Below are 22561 nucleotides of genomic sequence, written 5' to 3'. Positions count from 1 at the left end.
CGCCCAAGACGAAAAAGGTCTTTTATTAGATGAATCCGACTACCACAAACGAGCAGCTTTCTCCCTGGCCCTGGCAGGTAAGCGACAGCAAGATAAGCTTCGACACGGCCGCCATGGCTACTGCGCTCAAAGATTTTAGCCGCGCCTGCTACCTGGTCAACGACAGCGATCTGGGCGTGGGCATCGCCACCGAGGCAAGCCTGATGACCAATAATCAGGGCTCTGGCGCTCAGGCCTCGGGCCATCCGGTCAGCGCCTTCACCCCGGCCCTGGGCACAGAGAGCCTGGGCGATGGTAACTTTCGCCGGGTACACGGCGTCAAGTACGCCTACTATGCCGGCGCCATGGCCAACGGCATCTCGTCGGAAGAGCTAGTGATCGCCCTGGGTAAGGCGGGGATCCTCTGCTCATTCGGCGCCGCAGGACTCATCCCCAGCCGAGTCGAGCAGGCGATCGCACGCATCCAGGCGGCGCTGCCAAACGGCCCCTACATGTTCAACCTGATCCATAGCCCTAGCGAACCCGCACTGGAGCGCGGCAGCGTCGAGCTCTTCCTCAAGCACAAGGTGCGCACGGTCGAGGCCTCGGCCTTCCTGGGGCTGACGCCACAGATCGTCTACTATCGCGCCGCCGGCCTGAGCCGCGACGCCAACGGTCACATCGTCATAGGCAACAAGGTGATCGCCAAGGTGAGCCGCACCGAGGTCGCCGAGAAGTTTATGCAGCCTGCGCCCGCCAAGATGCTGCAGAAGTTAGTGGACGAGGGGCTGATCACCCGTGATCAGATGGAGATGGCCCAGGCTGTACCCATGGCCGACGATATCACCGCCGAGGCAGACTCGGGCGGCCACACGGATAACCGTCCCCTGGTGACCCTGCTGCCGACCATTTTGGCGCTCAAGGAGGAGATCCAGGACAAGTACCAATATGCCACGCCCCTGCGCGTCGGTTGTGGCGGCGGCATAGGCACCCCGGATGCGACCCTGGCGGCCTTCAACATGGGCGCGGCCTACATAGTAACAGGCTCCATCAACCAATCCTGTGTCGAAGCGGGGGCCAGCGAGCACACCCGCAAGCTGCTGGCCACCACAGAGATGGCCGATGTCACCATGGCGCCGGCCGCCGACATGTTTGAGATGGGCGTTAAGCTACAGGTGGTCAAGCGCGGCACACTATTCCCCATGCGTGCCAACAAGCTGTATGAGATCTACAGCCGCTACGACTCGATAGAGGCGATACCTGCTGATGAGCGCGACAAGCTGGAGAAGCAGGTGTTTCGCGCCAGCCTGGATGAGATCTGGGCCGGCACCGTCGCTCATTTTAATGAGCGCGACCCTAAGCAGATAGAACGCGCCGAGGGCAATCCCAAGCGTAAGATGGCGCTTATCTTCCGCTGGTACCTGGGGCTGTCGAGCCGCTGGTCAAACACCGGCGAGCCAGGCCGCGAGATGGACTATCAGGTCTGGGCGGGCCCCGCTCTGGGCGCCTTCAACCAGTGGGCCAAGGGCAGCTATCTGGATGACTACAGCAAGCGTCATGCGGTGGATCTGGCCAAGCACCTGATGTACGGCGCCGCCTATCTGGCGCGGGTCAACGCCATCAAGGCACAGGGGATCAAGCTGCCTGGCGAGCTTTTGCGTTACAAGCCCCAGGTGGCACTGGCGTGAGCCTGACCACCCGCTAACTCGAATGTTAGCTAAGCGCTGCATAGACAAATAAAAGCCACCCTAGGGTGGCTTTTTTGTCGGTTCAAACATCTGAGGCCGAGATCTGATGAATCAGTCTTGCTCCTGGCTCGGCATCAGGGTCAGTCTGGCCTCTATCTCCCCCGGTAACAGCGGCGTCGCCGCGCCGCGGGCATACTCGCCAAAGCCGGCGCGATAGTATTTCGATAAGGGGTGGCCCGATTGACCGCCGGGGATCGCCATGATGGCCCGCTCCTCATAGCCCGGCTGCACGATGAAGCGCTGGGAGGCGCCGAAGCTCTTGCGCTGCACCGCCGGCATGAAGGTATCGCCGAAACCGGCCACCTTAGGCATATCCAGCCAGCGGCTAAGCAGCGGGAACTGGCGGCTAAAGGGGTGCTGTATCGTCAGGGTGTTGACCCGCCCCCAATTGAGCGCGTTCAGCTCACCATCCTCGCTGTACTTATTCAGCAGCTCGTCACGGGCGGTGACATAGCTGGCGATCACCAGCTCATCCCAGTCGGCGACATCTTGTGGTAGCCAGTCGACAGGCTGCTGCTTTAGCAGTTGCCAGATAGCGGGCTCCAGGTAACGCTTGAGCACAGAGAGACTCAGCTTAGCGCTATTTAGCTCGGCTTCTACCGGCGCGAAGGCGCTGTCTAACATCTGGCTGCGAAACGCCTTCACCAGGGTAAAGCCCACCGACTCGGCGCAGGCGCATTCCTGCCAGTCACGCAGCTGCACTATATCCTTAGCAAAACGCTTGGGCTCGCGCATTAAAGCTTGCAGCAGAAAGGCCTGCCAGGGACGGTAAAAGCGAGCCTGATTATCTAACTGAATGCGATAGAAATCGCTCTCGTCGAACTGCTCCTGCTCCAGCAGCCGGTCACGAATCTGTGCGCTCCTGGCCCCCAGGGCATAACCACCATCGCCATAACGCTGTGCCTCCTGGGTCGACATCACCCTGGCATTGGCACTCCATAACCTGTCGCTCGTGGGATCCTGTAGCGACGGCAGCGCCTCGTCTCTCTCTTGCCACTTATCCCAGGCTACCTCTTCGCCTGGTAATGCGATATCGCTGGTATTGGTTCGGGCAGGGACGGCGCCGGCAAGTTGCCAGGCGGCGTGGCCCTTGTCATCGGCCAGCATCAGGTTCTGCACCGGGATACCGAAACCGCTGGCCTTGGCCATCGCCTCGGGCACATTATCTATCTGCTCCAGCGCCATCAGCTCCATGTTGACCGCATACTCCTGATGGGCGACCCAGGCCAAGGCATAGGCCTGTTCCCCTAGGCGGCGAACCGGACCGAAATGCGACAGCGTGAGGGGATAGTCCAGCTCGCCCTTGGGCAGCTTGATGATCTCGTGGACCACCTCGAGCGGCTCATCTTTGTCCAGCGCTACCCAATCGGCGGTATCGATATAGGCGTTGGTAAAGCCCCATGCCAGCTTGCCGTTGCTGCCGACAACGATCGCCGGCGCGCCAGGCAGGGACACGCCTGTCACCTGCACCGCCCTGCCGTCACCGTCAGGGTAGTTTAGCTGCGCACGGTACCAGATGATGGGCACGGCGAAGGAGAGGTGCATATCGTCAGAGAGCATGGCGCTGCCGGTGCGGGTCATCTTGCCGGTCACCGCCCAGTTGTTGCTGCCCACCTCGACGGGCTCCTCTATGGTCACCGCCAGGCGCTGAGCCAGGGTCGAGGCCGTGCTCTGCTTTTGACTGGGGCTTAAGCTTGCACTGACCTTGGGAATAGCCGGTGGATCCGAGGGAAACAGACTGTCATCCAGCGCCGCCTGATAGTTTGAGGTCTGGGTGATGAAGGCGCGCATGCCGCTGCCGAAGCGGCGCTCGATATGTTCGAGAGCCAGATCCCGCTTGAGAGTATTGCCCTGCAGATCCAGATACATGCTGTAGATCACCAGCAGGCTGTCGGCGGGTCGCCACGGCTGGCGCTTGGCGCGGGTGAGCAGGTATTCGAATGAGGGCAGCGACTGCTCGGCGATCGCCCGGTTGACGCCGTCGGCATAGCGCCGCAACAGCTGTTGCTGAGCGGTGGGCAGACGGTGATAGATTTGCTCGGCGCGCGCTCTCAGCTGATGAAAACGGCGCGACTCATCAAGTTTTACAGCAGGCTTGCCAAACAGCTCGGCCAGCTCGCCGGCAGAGTTGCGCCTGAGCAGATCCATCTGAAAGAACCTGTCCTGGCCATGGGCAAACCCCAGGGCAAAGGCGGCATCCTGTCGATTCTCGGCGTGGATCACCGCGGTGCCCAGACGATCCCGCCCTATGCTCGTCTTGGCCGAGATCTGACTGGTCGGAACCTCTCCGGAGAGTTTGGGCAGGCTGAGATTGAGGCTGACATAGACGCCGACCACCACCAGAAAAATAAGCGACAGCAGGATAAGCAACAGGGTTTTCAGGTGTCTTAACATGAGATAAGCCAGTGATAAGTCAATGGAAACTCATCATAACAAAAGTTGCTTACTTGTTAAGTACCTAAAAACGAAATTGTTTTGTCCCCTAGGCAAGGGCCAAACGGCACTAACCCATGAGATGCGGGTTAACGCGCCAGGGTGCGATCTCCCGGATGATCCCCCGGATAGTTGTCGATGATCCAATCGACGATACGCATGATACGTGCGTCGCGCTTCTTGGAGGTCTTATAGGCGATGTAATAGGTCAGCCCGGAGAGACAGGTGGGCAGGTCCAGCTTCACCAGATTACCTGAGTCCAGCTCCACCTTGAGTGTCTGCTCCAGTCCCAATACTATCCCCTGGCCGTAGATGGCAGCCTGTACCGCCAGCATGTTGTGATTGAAGAAGATCTTCTTCTGGTTGGGACTGATGGCGATATCATTGTTTCTAAACCAGGTATCCCAGTCGACGCCATAATCTTTATGTTTGGAGTAGAGCAGGCAGTGTTGATCTAGGGTCGCCAGGCTGATCCCCTCAGACTGGGCAAGATATTCAGGGCTGCAGAAGGCCACCAGCTTCTCGGTGACCAGAGGGATGATGGTATAACCGTCCTGACACTCGCGAGTGACGATGAAGATATCGGCGATCATGTCGCTCATCTCGATATCGTTCTGAAACATGCCGACATTGATATTGAGCTCGGGATACATCTGCCTAAGCTGCTCCATCTTAGGCACCAGCCATCTGGCCGCCAGGGAGGTGTAGGAATGCACCCTCACCTCACCCGCCATGTTCTGTACCAGGCTGGAACAGACGCTGTTGAGATCGTAAAACACCGGCGCCAGACGCTCTCTGAGCTCTATGCCCGCCTCGGTGAGGTTGATCTTTCCACCTTGCCTGTAAAATAACTTCTCTAAGAAATAGTCTTCCAGCTGCTTTATCTGCTGCGACACCGCGCTCTGGGTAATGCACAGCTCATTAGCCGCGAGGGAACAACTTTCTAACCTGGCACATGCCTCAAATATCTGCAGCGCTCTTAGCGGAATATTATTATTCATGATTCTTTAGCAAAGCGAAAACCGAATCAAAATGCTAACAAGGGAGCTAGCGAAAATATGTAACGCCGCGCACAATATCTAAGTTAACACCAGGTTAAATTACTGATTAATTGTGGTAATCAGACTAAGATCACTAAGTGACAAGATTGAAACAGTGATATCGACCACGAGATAGGCATTAAACGGCGTGAGACAGAAGATCCTGTGGAAGCTCCCCATCACTCGGCGGCGATAGTCCTGGCTATCGCCCCGCAATCGGCTGTGTTCTACTCCCCTTGTGGGGCCAGCAGCGGCCTTACCGCCTCACTCAGCTCATCGAGAAAGGTCTGCGCCTGAGTAAAACGTTGTAACATCTTGATAAAGCCGTGAATCGTACCCTCATACATCTTGTAAGACACAGGCACCCCGGCCAGTTTTAGCTTCTGCGCATAGTTGAAGCCATCGTCGCACAGAGGGTCGTACTCGGCGGTATAGATGAGCGCCGGCGGCAGACAGCTATGGCTAGAGGCATTTAAGGGCGAACAATAGGGGTTTTGCCCATCGGCCGGACTGCGAAGATAATGCCCCCAGTAATATTTCATGCTCTCTCTTTGCAGCAGGTAGCCTGTGCCGTGGAGCTTAGCCGAGTCCGTGTCCCAGCCATAATGCACCGCCGGATACACCAGCACCTGGCATGCCAGCAGCGGCCCCATCTCATCGCGCAGCCTCAGGGTCACCGCGGCGGCCAGATTGCCCCCGGCGCTGTCGCCCATGATGCCGATACGCTTAGGATCCAGCCCCAGAGCCTTGGCCTGCTCAAACACCCAGAGCGTCGCGCTGTAGCAGTCGTCCATGGGAATAGGAAACTTGTGCTCGGGCGCCTTCTGATAGTTAACAGCGATCACCACGGCACCGGTGCGATTAGCCAGTGCCCGGCTAAAGTGATCGTTAGTTTCGATATTGGAGACCACCCAGCCGCTACCATGGATAAAGATCAACGCCGGCGCGCCAGCCCCAGGCACCTCTACCCCCAGTGGGCGATAGATGCGCACGGGCAGATCCGCCGTCGGACCGGGAATAAAGCTGTGGATCACCTCACCCACCGCCTCCGGCGTTCTACCCGCCTTGGCAATGGCAAGATCCGTCAGCTCCTGACGCCTGGCCTCTGCGGGCGTCATCGTCTCATAGGCGGGCGCCCCTGAGTCTTCAACCTCTTGTAAAAATTGCGCAACCTCGGGATCGAGTGGCATGACTAACTCCTTATACTTAAAGCGCCTTAGATTGAGTCGTCCCCAAGCTGCGCTCCTTAATTCTCACCGTCGCCAATCACAAGGCACGTCCGGTCTCATCTTGCTGATAAAGATACAGAAATGGAGGCCCCCGTTAGGGAAGGTGCGAACAAGTCGTCGCACAGCTCTGGCTTTGATAGCAACGACAGTTCAAGGCATTCAACTGAGGGCATGCCAAGGCCTGCTGAAGTTGAATAACGCCGAAATGGTGTTGCTGTCAAAGCCCCGCAGGGCGAGGCTTACAGCGGTATTTGCTGCGTTACAGTTCTTGCGAAGGACTAGGGCCATTCGCTGCAAACTGTGCCTTGCATCTATCCACTATAAGCACTCGCAGAGCAAGCACGGGACTTATTCGCACCTTCCTTAGGCGACCTCCATCCCAATTTGCACGCATTGTGGCTTACTTGCCCTGCCACACAGGATCGCGTTTCTCGGCGAAGGCCGCCGGGCCTTCCAGCGCATCTTCAGAGTGCAGCACACTCGGATAGTGCTTAAGCTGACCGCTGCGAATATGGGCATAGCCCTGCTCGACAGACAGCTCACCCGTCTCGCGATAGATCTCCTTGATGGCCGCCAGCGCCAGCGGTGCACTCTGGCTGATCTCGTTTGCCAACTCACGAGCCGTCGCCATCAGGGCTTCTTGTTCAACCACGCGGTTGACCACGCCCCAGCGCAATGCCTCCTGGGCGTCCATGGTGCGGCCCGTCATCATCAACTCGTTGACGATAGGGGCAGGCAGCAACTTAGGCAGACGCAGCATACCGCCGCTGTCTGGTACTATGCCTAGTTTGGCCTCTGGCAGGGCGAAGCTGGCGTTGTCGGCGCAGACGATCAGGTCTGCCGCCAGGGCAAGCTCGAAACCACCACCGAAGGCGTAGCCATTAACCGCGGCGATCACCGGCTTGTCTAGGTCAAACAGCTCGGTCAGACCGGCGAAACCGCCCGGGCCGAAGTCGGCGTCTGGCGCCTCACCCTCGGCCGCCGCCTTGAGATCCCAGCCCGCAGAGAAGAAACGGGCACCGGCACCGGTAATGATGGCAACTCTAAGCTCGGGATCGTCACGAAATGCCAGGAAGACTTCTCCCATCTCGTAACTGGTTTTTGCATCGATGGCATTGGCCTTAGGTCGGTCTAAAACGATCTCTAAGATGCTGCCATTACGGGTCACGTGTAATGATTCGCTCATGTTACTACTCCAGTTAAGTTATCGCGTGATAACGGAAAATTTGTGCTGCTCATGCCTCATTGGCACTCGAGCAGTTTCTTATCGACTTTGCAGGTGCAGGTGCGGGGAAAGCTCTTGCGGATCTCCACCACACTGGGCACCTTAAACTTGGCCATGTTGGCGCTACAAAACGCCAATATCTCCTCGACGGTCAGCGACATACCGGGGGCAAAGATGACGAACGCCTTGACGGCCTGATCGCGAATGGGATCGGCCACGCCTATGACAGCGGCATCCTGAATAGCGGGATGGGACATGAGGATGTTCTCCACCTCGGTGCTGGAGATGTTCTCGCCCGAACGCTTGATCATGTTGCTCTTGCGATCGACGAAGTAGAACAGCCCCCGCTCATCCACATAGGCCTTATCCCCAGTGATGAGCCAGCCGTCGCAACGCAGCGCCGCCTGGGTGGCCTGAGGGTCTTGGTAGTACTCCTTAAACAGGCTGCGGCCAGGCACGCCCTTGACCCAGAGATCGCCCACCACGTTGGGCGCCACCTCATGGCCGGTCTCGTCGGTCACCTTGGCCTCATAACCCAGCCCGGGACGTCCAATTGACGGCCAGTGGCGGGGCTCGCCCGGCGTATCGCCGATCAGTCCCACCAGGGTCTCTGTCATGCCGTAGGAATTGAACAGGGTCACCTTGAAGCGCGTCTCGAAATCCAGCTTCTCCTGATCCGAGATATGCATGAAGAACAACATGTCACGCAGACAATGCTGGTCTTCCCCCTCGGCCACGGGTTGCAACATAAGGGTGCGTAAGATCATCGGCATGCTATGGGTCAGCGTGGCGCGATAGTCGCAAATCTGCTTCCAGAACCGACGGGCACTGTATTTCTCCAGCATCACCAGGCAGGCGCCCACGGCAAATACCGCCATGGCCGCGTTGCACTGAAAATCGATGTGGAAATTAGGCATCATGGAGAGATACCTGTCCCTGGCCGCCAACCGGGTCTGCCAAGCGGTGTAGTGGCCGGCAAACTGCAGGTTGCAGTGGGTGAGCACCACCCCCTTGGGCAAGGATGTCGTCCCCGAAGTAAACAGGATCTCGGCGGGATCTTCGCTATCCAGTGGCACATAGGTATCCAGGGTGGAAGACTGCAGCGCCAATAGGTCATCGAAATTCACCAGGCCTTGATAAGGCTCACCCGGCGCGCGGGCGACGAAGATCTGCTCGAGCCTTTGCCCCTTCGCCGCCAACGCCTCATAGATAGGCAGAAAGCTTGGCTCAGTCACCAGGGCCCTGACGTCACACTTGGTCAGTATGTGCCGGCATTCTCCCTGCACATATTGGGTGTTGATAGGCACTATCACCGCGCCTATCTTGGCGAGGCCAAACCAGCAGAAGATAAATTCAGGGCTGTTATAGAGCTGCACCGCCACCTTGTCGCCCTTGGCTATCCCCTGTTTGAGGAAGAGGTTGGCCGCCCGGTTGATCTGGGCGTCCAGGGATTGATAGGTAAAGCTGCGGATATCGCCGCCAGCATCTTCATAGATCAATGCCGTGTTATCACCGTACTGCTGCGCACGCTCCTGCCACATGCACCTTAATGTTCTGCTGCCCACGATATCCATCACTTGCCTCACTTAGCTTCAAACACCTTGGCGAGTCCCTTGGCGCTTAGCGCCGCGATCTCTGCTTCCGAATAGCCGATGTCGCCCAAGATGGCCGCGGTATCCATGCCATGCTTAGGCATGCCGCGCCAGATCTTGCCAGGGTTGTTCTTGAACTTAGGCATAACGTTCGGGCCCTTACAGGCCTTGCCGTCGATGTTGGTCCACTCGGTGATCGACTCGCGGGCCTGGTACTGCGGATTGCCTTCCAGCTCGGGAATGGTCAGCACCTTGGCACAGGCAATCTTCAGCTCGGCAAAGCGGGCCAACACGAATTCGATGGTCTTGCCATTGAGGTAGTTGTCCAGGCTGGACTCCACCTCGTCGCCGAAGGGGCATTCCACCCTATGGATAAGCTGGGTGCCCTCAGGGATCTCTGGCGTGCCCCACAGGTGGCTGATCCCCATGTCCTTAAACATCTCTTCGATCTGCATGGCACCCACCAGCTCCATGACAATATAGCCGTCGACACACTTGTAGAGGCCGCAACCGGCATAGTAAGGATCTTTACCTTTGGTCATGCGTGGACAGACTTCGCCGCCGTTGAAGTAGTCCATCATGAAGTACTGCCCCATGCGCAGCATCACCTCATACATGGCCACATCGATACTCTCGCCGACACCCGTCTCGCGTACCTTGTGTAGGGCCGCCAGGGCCGCCGTAGTCACCGTCATGCCTGAGAAATAGTCTGCGGTATAAGGGAAGGCCGGCATAGGCTGGTCTTTGTCGCCGTTTTGAATCAGGTAACCACTGAAGGCCTGGGCGATGGTGTTGTAGGCGGCCAGGTTAGTGTACTCATCGGTGCCGTACTGGCCGAAGCCTGACAGGTGAGCGACAACCAACTTAGGATTGTGTTGCCATAACACCTCATCGGTAATGCCGCGACGGGCAAAGGCAGGGCCCTTACTGGCCTCGATAAAGATGTCAGTGGTCTCCATCAACTTAAGGAAGGCGTCGCGGCCTTCATCCTTAAAGATGTTCAGCGACAGGGCATGCAGGTTACGACGTGACAGCTCTGGATAGTGAGGCTGCACGCGAATAGTATCGGCGTAGGCGACGTTTTCAATCCAGATCACCTCGGCGCCCCACTCTGCTAACATCTGCGCCGCGAATGGGCCGGCAATTTCAATCCCTGAGAACACCACACGCAGGCCCGACAGGGGACCAAATTGCGGGGTAAATAACTTTTTCGACATATCTAGCATCCTTTTTCACACAAACCCGTCCCCGGCACTGATGCACAGGCATCAATGCGGTAGCGAATTTTCAACGTTAATGAGATTGTGAGGAGATGGCGGCCATCACACCGCCAACCTTGGGCAGCGACGCTGGGAGCCGCGCCGCTACCCTCCCCGTTTAGCGATATTGCTTCAACACGGCACGGCCCAGCGTCAGGATCTGCATCTCATCTGAGCCGCCTGATACGCGGTCGACACGGATGTCGCGCCACATACGGCCGATGCGATGTTCACCTGCGATAGCGTAGCCACCCAATACCTGCATGGCAGAGTCGATCACCTCGAAACCTGCATTGGCACAGAAGTATTTACACATGGCCGAGTCGCCGGAAGTCATGGTGCCTTGGTCGCACTTCCATGCCGCTTCATAGACCATGTTCTTCATGCTGTTCAGCTTGATGGCCATATGGGCGAACTTGTCCTGGATCAGCTGGAAGCGACCGATAGTCTCGCCAAACTGTACGCGCTGATTGGCGTATTTGGCCGCATCTTCGAAGGCGCAGTAGGCCGCGCCATAGTTGGTCAATGCCACCAGGAAGCGCTCAGAGTCGAACTCCTCCTTCACTCGCAGGAAGCCGTTACCCTCGATACCGAACATGTCTGATTCTTCCAGCTCGACCTCGTCAAACTGCAACTCACAGCAGCTGTCCATCTTAAGACCCAGCTTGGGCAGCTTGCTCAGCTTGATGCCAGGCTTGGTCATGTCGACAAACCATTCGGTGAAGATTGGCTTCTCGCTGTCCGCATCTTTGGCCATCACCACCACGTATGGGATGCCGGCGGCGCTGGTGATGAAGCACTTGCTACCCGTCAGGTAGACCTTGCCGTTACGGCGCTTGTAGGTGGTCAGCAGGCTGCCCACATCTGAACCCGCGCTTGGCTCGGTAATCGCCGAGTTCCACATCTGCTTACCCGTGCCACGCAGCGCCATGATCTTATCGATCTGATCTTGGTTGCCGTGTCTCAGCACAGTGGCGATGCCAGGTAGTTGATACAGGACATAGGTAGGGGCGCCCAGGCGACCCAGCTCTTCCCAGATTGCAGTGAGGGTTACCATGCCCTCTTCGAATCCACCGTGCTCCTCAGGCAGCAGCAGGCTATCGATACCCATCTCGGCCAGCTCTTTGACAAACCTTTCAGGGTACTGGCTATTTTCATCACACTCGGCAAAATAGCTTTCCCAGTTCTCCTTCGCCATCAGATCGCGAATACCAGAAACGAATAGCTCTTGTTCGTCGGTTAATTTAAAGTCCATCGTATATTCCTATCTTTACGGTTAACGACTGCTTAGGTGGAGGAACTCCAGCCTAAGAAGCCCATTTGTTTTTACGTGCATCTTTCAAGAACGAGATGATCACCAGGATGTTGACGATCACCAGCGGCGCCCCACCGGCAATGATGGCGGTCTGCAGGGGTTTCAACCCACCGAGCGACAGCAACACGATACCGATAACACCTACCAGCACTGACCAACCCACACGGATCCACACAGGTGGTTCGTTGTCGGCATCGGCACCCTTACAGGTCGACATTGCCAGGGTGTAAGAACAGGCGTTGATCAGCGTAACTGTGGCGAGGAAACAGAGAATGAAGAAGCCCCACATGGTGATAGTGCTCATGGGTAAGGCTGCCCAGGTCTCGATGATGGCGCGCGGCGCACCATGATCTTGGATCAGCTGGCCCATGTTGATGACGCTTTCGTGCATCAGGTTAACTGTGTTACTGCCTAGGATGGTCCACAGGAACCAGGTAGAAGCGGTTAGACCCAATACCATAGTCAGACACAGCTCACGTACGGTACGACCGCGAGAGATCTTGGCGAGGAAGATACACATCTGGATACCATAAACGACCCACCAGGCCCAGTAGAACACGGTCCAGTCCTGTGGCCAGCTACCTTCGCTGATAGAGCTAGTGTAGAACAGCATGCGTGGTAGATAATCAAGCATCACACCGACAGACTCGGTGAAGTAGTTGACGGTAAAGCTGGTTGCACCGATCAGGAACACCCAGAACAGCATGATGATGCTCAGATAGCTACGCAGATCACTGGCTATTTTGATCCCCTTAGTCAGACCAAATGCCACGCACACGGCGTTAAAGATGATCCACACAGAGATAACGAAGGTATCGACCTCAATGGTACGCTCGATGCCAAACAACCACTGAATACACTCGGTCACCAAAGGTGTCGCCAAGCCCAGGCTGGTACCCATGGCCAGGATTAGTGCCACGACATAGATGTTGTCGATGAAGGAACCCAGTATCCCCTTGTGATGCTTACCCAGTACCGGCTCAAGAGTACCGCTCGGACGAACCACATCCATCTTCTTCACAAACAGGAAGTAACCCAGGGCAACGGTAAAGAAGCCATAGCCCATCCAAGGCAAGGGACCCCAGTGGAAGAGACTATAGGCTACCCCAAGCTCTTTGGCTTGCACCGACATAGACTCGATTTCAAAGGGTGGGTAAGTCAGATAGTAGTAAGCCTCTAGCGACCCCCAGTAGAGCACTGCGGCCGAGGTACAGGAGGCAAACATCAAGAAGATCCAGCTACCTGTGCTGAACTCGGGCTTTTCCTGACCCAAGCGGTTGTTTGCATAGGGTCCCCAGACCAGCCAACCCCAACCTATGGCCAGGGCTATCATGTACCACTCGAATGCCCATCCCCAGGAGTGGGTTAGATAATGAAATACATCCTTGATAATTACGTTTGCCGCATCGAGATCCCTCACGGTCAGGTAAGAGAGCAATATGACGGCTATCAGAGAAGGAAAAAAGATTTTAGGCTCAATTGTGACCTTCTTCTTTTTCCCCGCTGCGAGATCAAATCCCATGGTTTTTTCGTTCATCTTAATAGATCTCCCTCTTCATAGGAGGACAATAGGTAAAAGCCAATTTAATTAATATGCTTCGTGTTATTGATAAGCAGGGGTCAATAAACACTTTTACATAAAATTGATAAGCAGTTTTTTATTTTGATTCACCACACAACTTTAAATTCATCATTAAATCTGACTCATTAAAGGCTTAGCAGGCATTTAAATAATACGCGGCAACTTTAATTGTTCAGTGATCGTTATCACGTATAAATAAAATCAAAAAAAACAAGCAAAAAAGCATCACCCAAGATGATAAACACGTCGAAAACAACTATCGAACCGATCACAAAAAACATGTGCTCGCGATATCAAAGCATGAATAAAAAGTGACTTCCGTCATATTTAAACCTAAGAGAAAACCAGGAAAGGATAAGATACAAACCCTTGAAAAACAATAGCTTACATTTAAAAACACTTACAGACAGAATCATAATAAAACATACAGAATGAATTCTAAAGTTGCTATTAGAAAAACTAAAATCAGGATGATAAGCCACACTAAACAGGTCATAAGGATATCTTAAAAACTTTATTAGCCAAACTTATAGCCATTTTAAAAAAACTAAATAAACCCATAAATATTAGCCCAACTAATATATATTTTAGAAAGTCTACCCGTCCAAAAATAAATTCAAAGCATAAATGTGAAGCGTGTAACATCAGATTAAATATTTCTGATCCTATAATGCCCACACAGTCAATCAACAGAATGGCAAACACAATTTATTTATCGTCTATCTGTAACGACTCTAGATTTAACCTTATTAATAGCAAGAGACGTGACACCTAGCTCTCGTAGCGAAGGGTTTATCGACAACATATTAATGTCACCTCGTTATTGATTAGGCCTTAAATAAACACTGATAATTTGGAGATATAATGAAAATTATTACCTGCTATAAACTGGTCCCCGAAGAACAAGATATTTCCGTTAATGGCGATGGTTCTATAGATACCAACAAGGCCGCCCCTAAGATCAACCCATTCGATCTTAATGCCGTGGAAGCGGGCGTGCAGATCAAGTCTATGGTAGAGGGCAGTCAGCTCACCGCCTTAAGCGTTGGCGGCAAGACACTGGATAACCCAAAGGCTCGCAAGGATATCCTCTCTCGTGGTCCGGACGATCTGACCCTGGTAGTCGATGAGCAATTTGATGCACTACTGCCCCATCAAACCGCTCGTGTGCTTGCTAGCGCTGCACGCAAATGCGAATTCGACCTGATCCTCTGCGGTGACGGCTCAGGCGACCTGTTCGCACAACAGGTTGGCATGCAACTAGGTGAGTTACTCAGCGTCAACACCATCAATGCCGTCAGCAAGATTGTCGCGGCAACAGAAACCACTCTGACGGTCGAAAGAGCCCTGGACGATGAAGTTGAAGTGCTGGAGATCGCCCTGCCGGCGGTGATATCTGTCTCTGCCGACATCAATGAGCCTCAGATCCCATCGATGAAGACTATCCTGGCGGCCGCTAAGAAGCCCGTAACCAATCTGACCACTGAAGACCTGGAAATGGCAGCACTGCCTAAGCTGGTCGACGCCATCAGTGTGGTGGCACCGAAACAGGCCGAGCGCGCCCAGGTCATAGTCGAAGGCGATGATGAGGCGCAGATCGCAGCCTTTGCCGACCATCTACGTAAAGCACTTAACTAATCGAGGGGAATACGATGAGCAAACTGTCAAATGTATGGGTATTTAGTGATATTGCTGCACGTCTACCCGAAACCATCGCCGGTGGTCGCGCACTGGGTGAAAAGGTCTCTGCCTTTATTATCGGCAGCGAAGCCGATATCGCCACGGCCTACTCCTACGGCGCCAGCCACGTCTACTATCTGGGCAACAAGGCCGACACTCAGATGGTGGAAGATTATGCCACAACCATGAGCCAGGCGATCTATGATGGCGACAAGCCAACGCTGATGTTGCTACCGGCAACCAAGCGTTGTAAGGCACTGGCGGCTAAGCTCAGCGTTCAGCTTGAAGCCGGCCTAATCAACGACGCTACCGAGGTCACCCTGGATGAGGGCGTCACCGCCAAACATATGGTTTACGGCGGCCTGGCTATCGGCACAGAGAAGATCGCCTCCCCTGTGGCCCTGGTCACCCTGGCCAGCGGCGCCTTCGAAGCACAGGCGGCCGATACCTCGTTGACAGGCGAAGGCGTCTCACTACCTTTCGTCGCACCTAAGCAGACGATCACCTGCATCGAACGCCGCGTCAAACAGGGCAACAGTGTCGATCTGGGTAAGGCCAAGCGCGTTATCGCCGTCGGCAGCGGCATCGGCAACCTGGATAACCTGGGTCTGGCTGGTGAACTCGCCACAAGTATTCAGGCCGAACTCGGCTGCTCTCGCCCTATCGCCGAAACCGAGAAGTGGATGGAGCGTGAACGTTATGTAGGTGTATCCGGCGTCATGCTCAAGCCCGACGTCTATCTCGCGCTGGGGATCTCAGGTCAGATCCAACACATGGTTGGTGCCTTAGGCTCTCAGACCATACTCGCGGTCAACAAGGATAAGAATGCGCCTATCTTCCAATATGTAGATTACGGCCTGGTAGGCGACATCAACAAGGTACTACCGGCCCTTATCGAGGCCATGAAAGGCTAGGCTGACCAAGGCGGGTAGCCGGCCACCCGGCTACTCTCCCTCAACAGAAAGAAGAGTGACTAGATATGTCAGAAGAAGCATTTGACGCGATCATCGTTGGCGCCGGGCTTGCAGGCTGCGTCGCCGCCTATGTCCTGGCCAAAGAGGGCGCCGATGTATTGGTGATCGAGCGCGGTAATTACGCCGGCAGCAAGAACATGACGGGTGGACGCCTCTACGCCCATAGCCTGGAGAAGATCATCCCGGGTTTTGCCAAGGAAGCCCCCATAGAGCGCAGGGTCACCAAGGAGAAGGTCACCTTCCTGACCGATGACACAGGCGTCACCCTAGACTATCACAACGGCCGCGACCAAAGCCCGGTGCAGGAATCTTATACCCTGCTACGGGGCGAATTCGACCAGTGGCTCATGGGTAAGGCCGAAGAAGTCGGCGCGCAATTTATCACAGGGATCCGCGTAGACGAGATCCTCACTCAGGATGGCAAGGTTATCGGCGTCAAGGCCGATGGCGACGAACTCACCGCCAAGGCGGTTATCTTAGCCGAAGGGGTCAACCCGGTTCTGGGTGAACAGCTAGGCATGGTGAAGCCTAAGGTCAGTGCCGATGCCATGGCGGTCGGTGCAAAAGAGCTGATCGAACTCCCCGAGGCGGTGATCAAAGACAGATTTAACCTCGAGGGTGATGAGGGCGCCGCCTGGCTATTTGCCGGCTCTCCCTCCAATGGCCTGATGGGCGGCGGCTTTATCTACACCAACCGCAACAGCATCTCACTGGGCATAGTGTGTGGTCTGCATGGCATAGGCGAATCGGATAAGAGCGTGCCACAGATGCTCGAAGACTTTAAGAATCACTCGCTCATCAAGCCGCTAATCGAAGGCGGCAAGCTGCTGGAGTACTCGGGCCACGTGGTGCCTGAGGCAGGCCTGAACATGGTGCCTAAATTAGTCGATGATGGCGTGCTCATCACGGGTGATGCCGCCGGTTTCTGTCTCAACGTCGGCTATACGGTTCGTGGGATGGATCTTGCCATCGCCTCGGGTGAAGCCGCAGCCAAGGCCGTATTGGCTGCCCGCGCGCAACAGGATTTCTCGGCCCAGGGCCTGAGCAGCTACCAGAGCCTGCTCGAAGAGAGCTTCCTGATGAAGGACATGAAGCTGTACAAACAGCTCCCCGCCTTCATGGAGACACCACGTATCTTCAATCAATACCCTAAGATGGTCGCCGACATCATGCACCAGATGTTCACCATAGACGGGACCCCTGCGCAGCCGCTACGCAAGACCTTGATGAAGCACTGTAAAGAGGTGGGTTTCATGAACCTAATCAAAGATGGTTATAAAGGAGTCACATCAATATGACCGATGCAGTCAATGTCGACGTGAAATTGGGTGTCAATAAGTTCTATGTCGATGAGGGACACCCGCACATCATTTTAAAAGATAACCCAGATATTAAGGAGTTTCGCAAGCTGGTAAACGCCTGCCCCGCGGGCCTCTATAAACTTGAGCAAGACGGTAGCGTACGTTTCGACTCAGCCGGTTGCCTGGAATGCGGCACCTGCAAGTTTCTCTGCGGCGAGACCATTCTGGAAAAGTGGGAATACCCAAGGGGAACGTTCGGCATCGAATACCGTTACGGTTAACGCGCTATTAAATGGATTTTGATAAATATATTTAGAGTCTTTAATCGTTATTATCGCGCCAATAATACAGCAAGAGATATCGAGTATTCAGATAGCTGAATATCTAAACCGATATTATCAATAATTTTTGTCTTATTGCGCGCGATAAAAAATAACCAAAGCCCTACACCGATCACGAAGTTATAAATTAACAATTAACAGACTTTAAAACTGAACAAAAAACTTGGTTACATCACCGTTTACAAAATGTAAACCAGATAGAATAACAGCGCAGGCAACAGATTATAAAAAAGATCAAATGTACAAAATTAAACCTATGTACATTTTAACGCCTGACACAACCTGACAAGTTGTGATTTCAATTAACAAGTTAAGTCGGTGGTTAGAAGCATGAAATCAAAGAAAAGTTTCGATGATTTGGAGTTTACTCCGCTTCATAAAAAAATAATGTTATGGGGAAGTGGTGGTCCCTTCCTCGATGGTTATGTGTTAGTCATCATAGGGTTAGCCCTACAGCAACTCACCCCTGCCCTTGAGCTGGACGCCCAGTGGATTGGACTGGTAGGCGCGGCGACCCTGGTCGGCCTGTTTATCGGCACGGCACTATTTGGTTATGTCGCCGATCTCTTCGGGCGCAAGTTGATGTTCATGATAGACATCATCGCCATCGCCGTCCTCTCCTTTGCCACCATGTTCATCTCCTCTCCCATTGAACTGGTGATATTGCGCTTCTTAATCGGCATCGTCATAGGCGCCGATTACCCCATAGCCACCTCTATGGTTGCCGAATTCTCCCCCACCAAACAGCGTGCCTTCACCATGGGCTTCATCGCCGCTATGTGGTACGTGGGCGCGACGGCGGCCAACATGGTAGGCTTCCTATTGTACGATGTGGCCGACGGTTGGCGTTGGATGTTTGGTAGCGCCGTCATCCCCTGTTTAGTGATCCTTCTCGGACGATTCCACCTGCCGGAATCCCCAAGATGGCTGCTTAAGAAAGGACGCACCGAGGAGTGTAAGCAGGTCATGAATCAATTTTTTGGCAAAGATATCAGCCTTAATTTTGAGACCGCAGAGCAGACTAAATACAGCAAGCTGTTCGAGCCGGTTTATCTGAAACGTATCTTATTTGTCGGCATTATCTGGACCTGCCAGGTGATCCCCATGTTCGCCATCTATACCTTTGGTCCCGAAATCATCGAACTGCTGGGCTTCACCGATGGAAAAGATGCGGCCCTGGGTAATATTGTCATCAGTATCTTCTTCATGGCGGGTTGCATTCCGGCCATGTACTGGCTCAACTCCGTCGGTCGCCGTCCACTACTCATCGGCAGCTTTGCCATCATGACAGGGGCGCTGGCACTGCTTGGCGTGGTCAATAACCCCAGCATCTGGCTGATTGTGGCGGCGTTTGCCATCTATGCCTTCTTCTCTGGCGGACCGGGAATTCTGCAATGGCTCTACCCTAACGAACTGTTTCCAACGGAAATTCGCGCCTCGGCAGTGGGTGCCGTGATGTCTTTCAGTCGTATAGGCACTATCGTCTCCACCTACGGCCTACCTCTCTTCATGGCGAGCTATGGCATATCGGCCACCCTGCTGGTTGGCGCCGCGATCTCCCTATTGGGCTTGCTAGTCTCTGTCTTTATGGCCCCCGAGACCAAGGGACTCGCCCTGGAGACCACCAGCGCCGCAAGCTTTTAAACAGTGAGCAAATTTATGGCAAATATTATCCATATAAAACCAAGGATAAACAAAACGTTTAATAAATAGCTTTCTCGGACACTAATTAGTCAGAAATAAGACAATCAATAAATCATTACCACTCTTGCAGAGTTCAGGTAAGGAGGTTTTGCACACTTTGAAAAACAACAGGATATATAACGAGTTTTATATCAACAAAGATAAATGCAATAAGTAAATATAAAGCAACACAAATAAACAATTAATTTGGAAATATGATGATGAATAAAAAAACATTTTGTCTTTCTATTTTAGCTAGTGCCATTGCTCTAACTGGTTTCAATACTTTCGCAGCAGAAGAAGATGGCATTAATATCCACGGCGCCGTGCGTGTAAACTATGCCTACAAAGACTATAGCGAGAGCTCTAAAGACAAAGGCGGCGACTTTTCATTCGATATGGCCTCACTAAGATTTGATGGCAAGTTAGGCAACTGGGGATTGAAGTCAGACTATCGTTTCACCTCTGGCACCAACTACATCAAGTATGGCTACGCCTTCTATGATCTCAACCCTGAGTGGCAACTGCAGATGGGTATCAACCAGGTGCCATTTGGCAACCGCGACTATATTTCGAATAGTTACTGGTTCGGCCTACCTTACTACCTGGGCTTCGAGGATGACTATGACATCGGTGTAAAGGCGACCTTCGAGCGTAACGGTTGGCATACCGACATGGCCTTCTACAAGGGCGCCGAGTATGGCCCAACCGAGAACAAACGCTATGCCGCCGATCTCTACACTGGCACCATTAACGGTACCGAATACAACAACGAAGAGACCAACCAGATCAACCTGCGCCAAACCTACACCTTCGAACACCAGGGCGGCACCACCACGCTGGGTGCATCGCTGGAGGCCGGCCAAATCTACAACGCCAAGACCGGCAACAACGGCGATCGCTACGCCGTCGCGGCTCACCTTAACACTGTATTCGACGGCTGGAACATTCAGCTGCAGGCGATGCAATATGAATTTGATGCGGCCGATGCGGTCGACGACAACAAGATTGCCGTATCCGTGGTGAGCTGGCAATACGAGGTGGCATCCAAAGGCCAAATCTATAACCTGAACATCGCTAAGACTATCCCGACCGATTGGGGCAGCATCAAGTTCTACAACGATTTCGGCCTGATGACACCTGACGTTGAAGACGAGACCTACGACAACAGTATGCAGAACGTCTTAGGTGCCGCGCTATCGGCGGGCCCAACTTACACCCATATCGACTTCATCATGGGTAAAAACATGACCTTCTCTACCGCCAACAACGACCATGTCGGCCTACCCGAAGTGGGTGACGATTGGGACAAGCGTATCAACATCAGCATGGCCTACTATTTCTAACCGCCAGTGTGGTCAATCGGCTATCGGACGCCACCCTCATTCGATAGTCGATGACCACCTTTTAGGGTCAGCTCCGAGTTCGTTTAACGCTGTACGACTACCTTTTGGCCCAGCCTTCGCTCTGTCGAAGGCTTTTTTTCATCAACAAATGAGGTTATCAGGGCATGTTCAACCTTAAAAATCTAGCAGTTAACCACAAGATAGCCCTCGTCTTTAGCTGCATCGCCGTTGCCATAGTAGCGCTCAGCATGCTGCTGATCTCTGGGCTTAATCAGACACGAGATAACATTCTAACCCTGACGGATGAGGTACTCCCCAACGTCCTCCTGGTCGAGAAGATAAAGTTTGTCACCATCTTCATTCGCCGCGATCAATTCAGCTTCCTGCCCAGCATAGGGGATCCCGCGATGAAGAGCTGGATGCAAACAACGGACGGGATGATTCAAGATGTCACCAATATGATCGACACCTACGAGAAAGGCATCAAAACCGACGATGAGCGCCAGGCATACATGCAGGCCAAGACATATTGGCAGGAGTACCTGAGCGCCCAGAGTGGCTTCAACGAGATAGTGCTGCAGCAAGACTTAGCCGGTGCAAACACCTACCTGCTCAGTTCATACAAGAAATTCAACAAGATGCAAGATGCCTTAAACCAACTCACCGCCATCAATGTTGCCCGAACAGAGGAAGATAGAGCCAGTACCTTAGCGGGAGTGAGTCGCACCAGCATCAAGACCTACATAGGTATAGCCGCGGTATTTATGTTGATGGCATTGATGACCTTCTTGCTGGGTAGGCAGATCCGCTCCCCCCTGCACGCAGTGATGCAGATGGCACAAGCCATAGCCAATGGCGATTTAACCCACAAGATAGATCGCCAGCAGATAGGCAACGACGAATTCGGTCAACTTGCCGACACCTGTATCAGCATGCAAAACAGCCTGACGACACTCGTAAGTGAGATCAGTGCAGCCGTGGTACAGCTCAGCGCCTCTATCGAAGAGGTCAGCGCAATTTCGGCCCAGTCCTCCCAAGGAATGCTAGACCAGCAAAATGAGATCACTATGGTGGCCACGGCCATGCAGCAGATGCAGGCGACGGTCAATGAGGTCGCGATGAATACAGAGGACGCCTCGACATCGGCCAACGCCGCCAATGAATTTGCCGACCGCGGCAATCAGGAGGTCAAACAGAATATCCTCGCCATCGAACGGGTCTCCACAGTGATCCAAGAGGCCGGTGAAATGGTGGCACTACTAGAGAAGGATTCCGCCAGTATCTCTATGGTGGTCGATGTGATTGGTGGCATCGCCGAGCAGACAAATCTGCTGGCGCTCAACGCCGCTATCGAAGCCGCACGGGCCGGCGAGCAAGGCCGAGGGTTTGCCGTCGTTGCCGACGAGGTTCGCACCCTGGCGGGTAGGACTCAGGATTCGACTCGTCAGATTGTCGAGATTATCGAGAAGCTGCAACAAGGGGCCGTCGAGGCCTGCGACGCTACCAGACAGAGCTGCGAGATGATCCATCATTGCATGACTCAGAGTCAGGCCGCCGGCGATAAGATTGGCGAGATAGAAGTTGCCGTCGCGCAAATTGCGGCGATGAATATTCAGATTGCCAGCGCTTGCAGCGAACAGAACTCGGTAACCGAGAATCTGAGTCAGAATATAGAGCGCATCAATCTCTCCTCGGCAGAAGCCGCTCAGGGCGCCAGCCAGACGGCTCAGGCCTGTAACGAGTTGAGCCAACTCTCCCTAGGGCTAAAAAGCATGGTCGACCACTTCAAGACGGCGTAATGACTGCCACTCACTTGAATCTTGGCCCTGAGGCA

Annotated in this window: 16 protein-coding genes; 8 read left to right on the top strand and 8 right to left on the bottom strand. The window is 54.1% G+C overall.

Features of this window, described 5'->3' with window-relative positions:
- Positions 1-29 precede the first annotated feature (29 nt).
- On the top strand, positions 30-1667 hold the full coding sequence (gene pfaD, locus GNT65_RS06045; RefSeq protein WP_160794389.1) for an eicosapentaenoate synthase subunit PfaD: 1638 nt from the start codon (positions 30-32) through the stop codon (positions 1665-1667).
- A 111-nt stretch (positions 1668-1778) separates the two neighbouring features.
- Here pfaD and GNT65_RS06040 read toward each other — a convergent pair whose 3' ends face one another.
- From GNT65_RS06040 to caiT, 8 genes are all read right to left on the bottom strand, one after another.
- Positions 1779-4121, bottom strand: a complete 2343-nt coding sequence (locus GNT65_RS06040; protein ID WP_160794387.1) for a penicillin acylase family protein — start codon at positions 4119-4121, stop codon at positions 1779-1781.
- A 128-nt stretch (positions 4122-4249) separates the two neighbouring features.
- Positions 4250-5161 (bottom strand): LysR substrate-binding domain-containing protein, encoded by a 912-nt coding sequence (locus GNT65_RS06035; protein ID WP_160794385.1) that lies wholly within the window; start codon positions 5159-5161, stop codon positions 4250-4252.
- A gap of 266 nt (positions 5162-5427) precedes the next feature.
- Positions 5428-6390, bottom strand: coding sequence for an alpha/beta hydrolase (locus GNT65_RS06030; RefSeq protein WP_160794383.1), 963 nt, complete (start codon positions 6388-6390; stop codon positions 5428-5430).
- A 439-nt stretch (positions 6391-6829) separates the two neighbouring features.
- Positions 6830-7615: a crotonobetainyl-CoA hydratase gene (gene caiD / locus GNT65_RS06025; RefSeq protein ID WP_160794381.1), complete on the bottom strand. Its 786-nt coding sequence runs from the start codon at positions 7613-7615 to the stop codon at positions 6830-6832.
- Positions 7616-7671: 56 nt separating this feature from the next.
- Positions 7672-9228, bottom strand: a complete 1557-nt coding sequence (gene caiC, locus GNT65_RS06020; RefSeq protein WP_160794682.1) for a crotonobetaine/carnitine-CoA ligase — start codon at positions 9226-9228, stop codon at positions 7672-7674.
- A gap of 8 nt (positions 9229-9236) precedes the next feature.
- Entirely contained in the window at positions 9237-10463 is a 1227-nt protein-coding gene (gene caiB / locus GNT65_RS06015) for an L-carnitine CoA-transferase (protein ID WP_160794379.1), read from the bottom strand.
- 160 nt (positions 10464-10623) lie between these two features.
- On the bottom strand, positions 10624-11760 hold the full coding sequence (gene caiA, locus GNT65_RS06010; RefSeq protein WP_160794377.1) for a crotonobetainyl-CoA dehydrogenase: 1137 nt from the start codon (positions 11758-11760) through the stop codon (positions 10624-10626).
- Positions 11761-11812: 52 nt separating this feature from the next.
- Positions 11813-13357, bottom strand: a complete 1545-nt coding sequence (gene caiT, locus GNT65_RS06005; protein WP_160794375.1) for an L-carnitine/gamma-butyrobetaine antiporter — start codon at positions 13355-13357, stop codon at positions 11813-11815.
- Positions 13358-14266: 909 nt separating this feature from the next.
- Between caiT and fixA the strand changes: the two genes are divergently transcribed.
- From fixA to GNT65_RS05970, 7 genes are all read left to right on the top strand, one after another.
- Positions 14267-15040, top strand: a complete 774-nt coding sequence (gene fixA / locus GNT65_RS06000) for a putative electron transfer flavoprotein FixA (protein ID WP_160794373.1) — start codon at positions 14267-14269, stop codon at positions 15038-15040.
- 14 nt (positions 15041-15054) lie between these two features.
- Positions 15055-15996, top strand: a complete 942-nt coding sequence (locus GNT65_RS05995) for an FAD-binding protein (RefSeq protein WP_160794368.1) — start codon at positions 15055-15057, stop codon at positions 15994-15996.
- Positions 15997-16061: 65 nt separating this feature from the next.
- Positions 16062-17354 (top strand): FAD-dependent oxidoreductase FixC, encoded by a 1293-nt coding sequence (fixC, locus tag GNT65_RS05990; protein ID WP_160794366.1) that lies wholly within the window; start codon positions 16062-16064, stop codon positions 17352-17354.
- Positions 17351-17638, top strand: a complete 288-nt coding sequence (locus GNT65_RS05985) for a ferredoxin family protein (RefSeq protein ID WP_160794364.1) — start codon at positions 17351-17353, stop codon at positions 17636-17638. The genes fixC and GNT65_RS05985 overlap by 4 nt, the downstream gene beginning before the upstream one ends.
- Positions 17639-18085: 447 nt before the next feature.
- Positions 18086-19342, top strand: coding sequence for an MFS transporter (locus GNT65_RS05980; RefSeq protein WP_239880609.1), 1257 nt, complete (start codon positions 18086-18088; stop codon positions 19340-19342).
- Positions 19343-19599: 257 nt separating this feature from the next.
- The gene (locus GNT65_RS05975; protein WP_160794360.1) at positions 19600-20727 is read left to right on the top strand and encodes a hypothetical protein; all 1128 of its coding nucleotides are present in this window, start codon (positions 19600-19602) and stop codon (positions 20725-20727) included.
- 164 nt (positions 20728-20891) lie between these two features.
- A complete protein-coding gene (locus tag GNT65_RS05970; protein WP_160794358.1) occupies positions 20892-22526 on the top strand; it encodes a methyl-accepting chemotaxis protein in 1635 nt (544 codons plus the stop codon).
- Positions 22527-22561: the final 35 nt, after the last annotated feature.

The organism is Shewanella insulae (genome assembly GCF_009831655.1).
In the GTDB taxonomy this organism is placed as follows: domain Bacteria; phylum Pseudomonadota; class Gammaproteobacteria; order Enterobacterales; family Shewanellaceae; genus Shewanella; species Shewanella insulae.
Note: the sequence above shows the minus strand (reverse complement) of the source record. Positions and strands in the feature narration are given on the sequence as shown.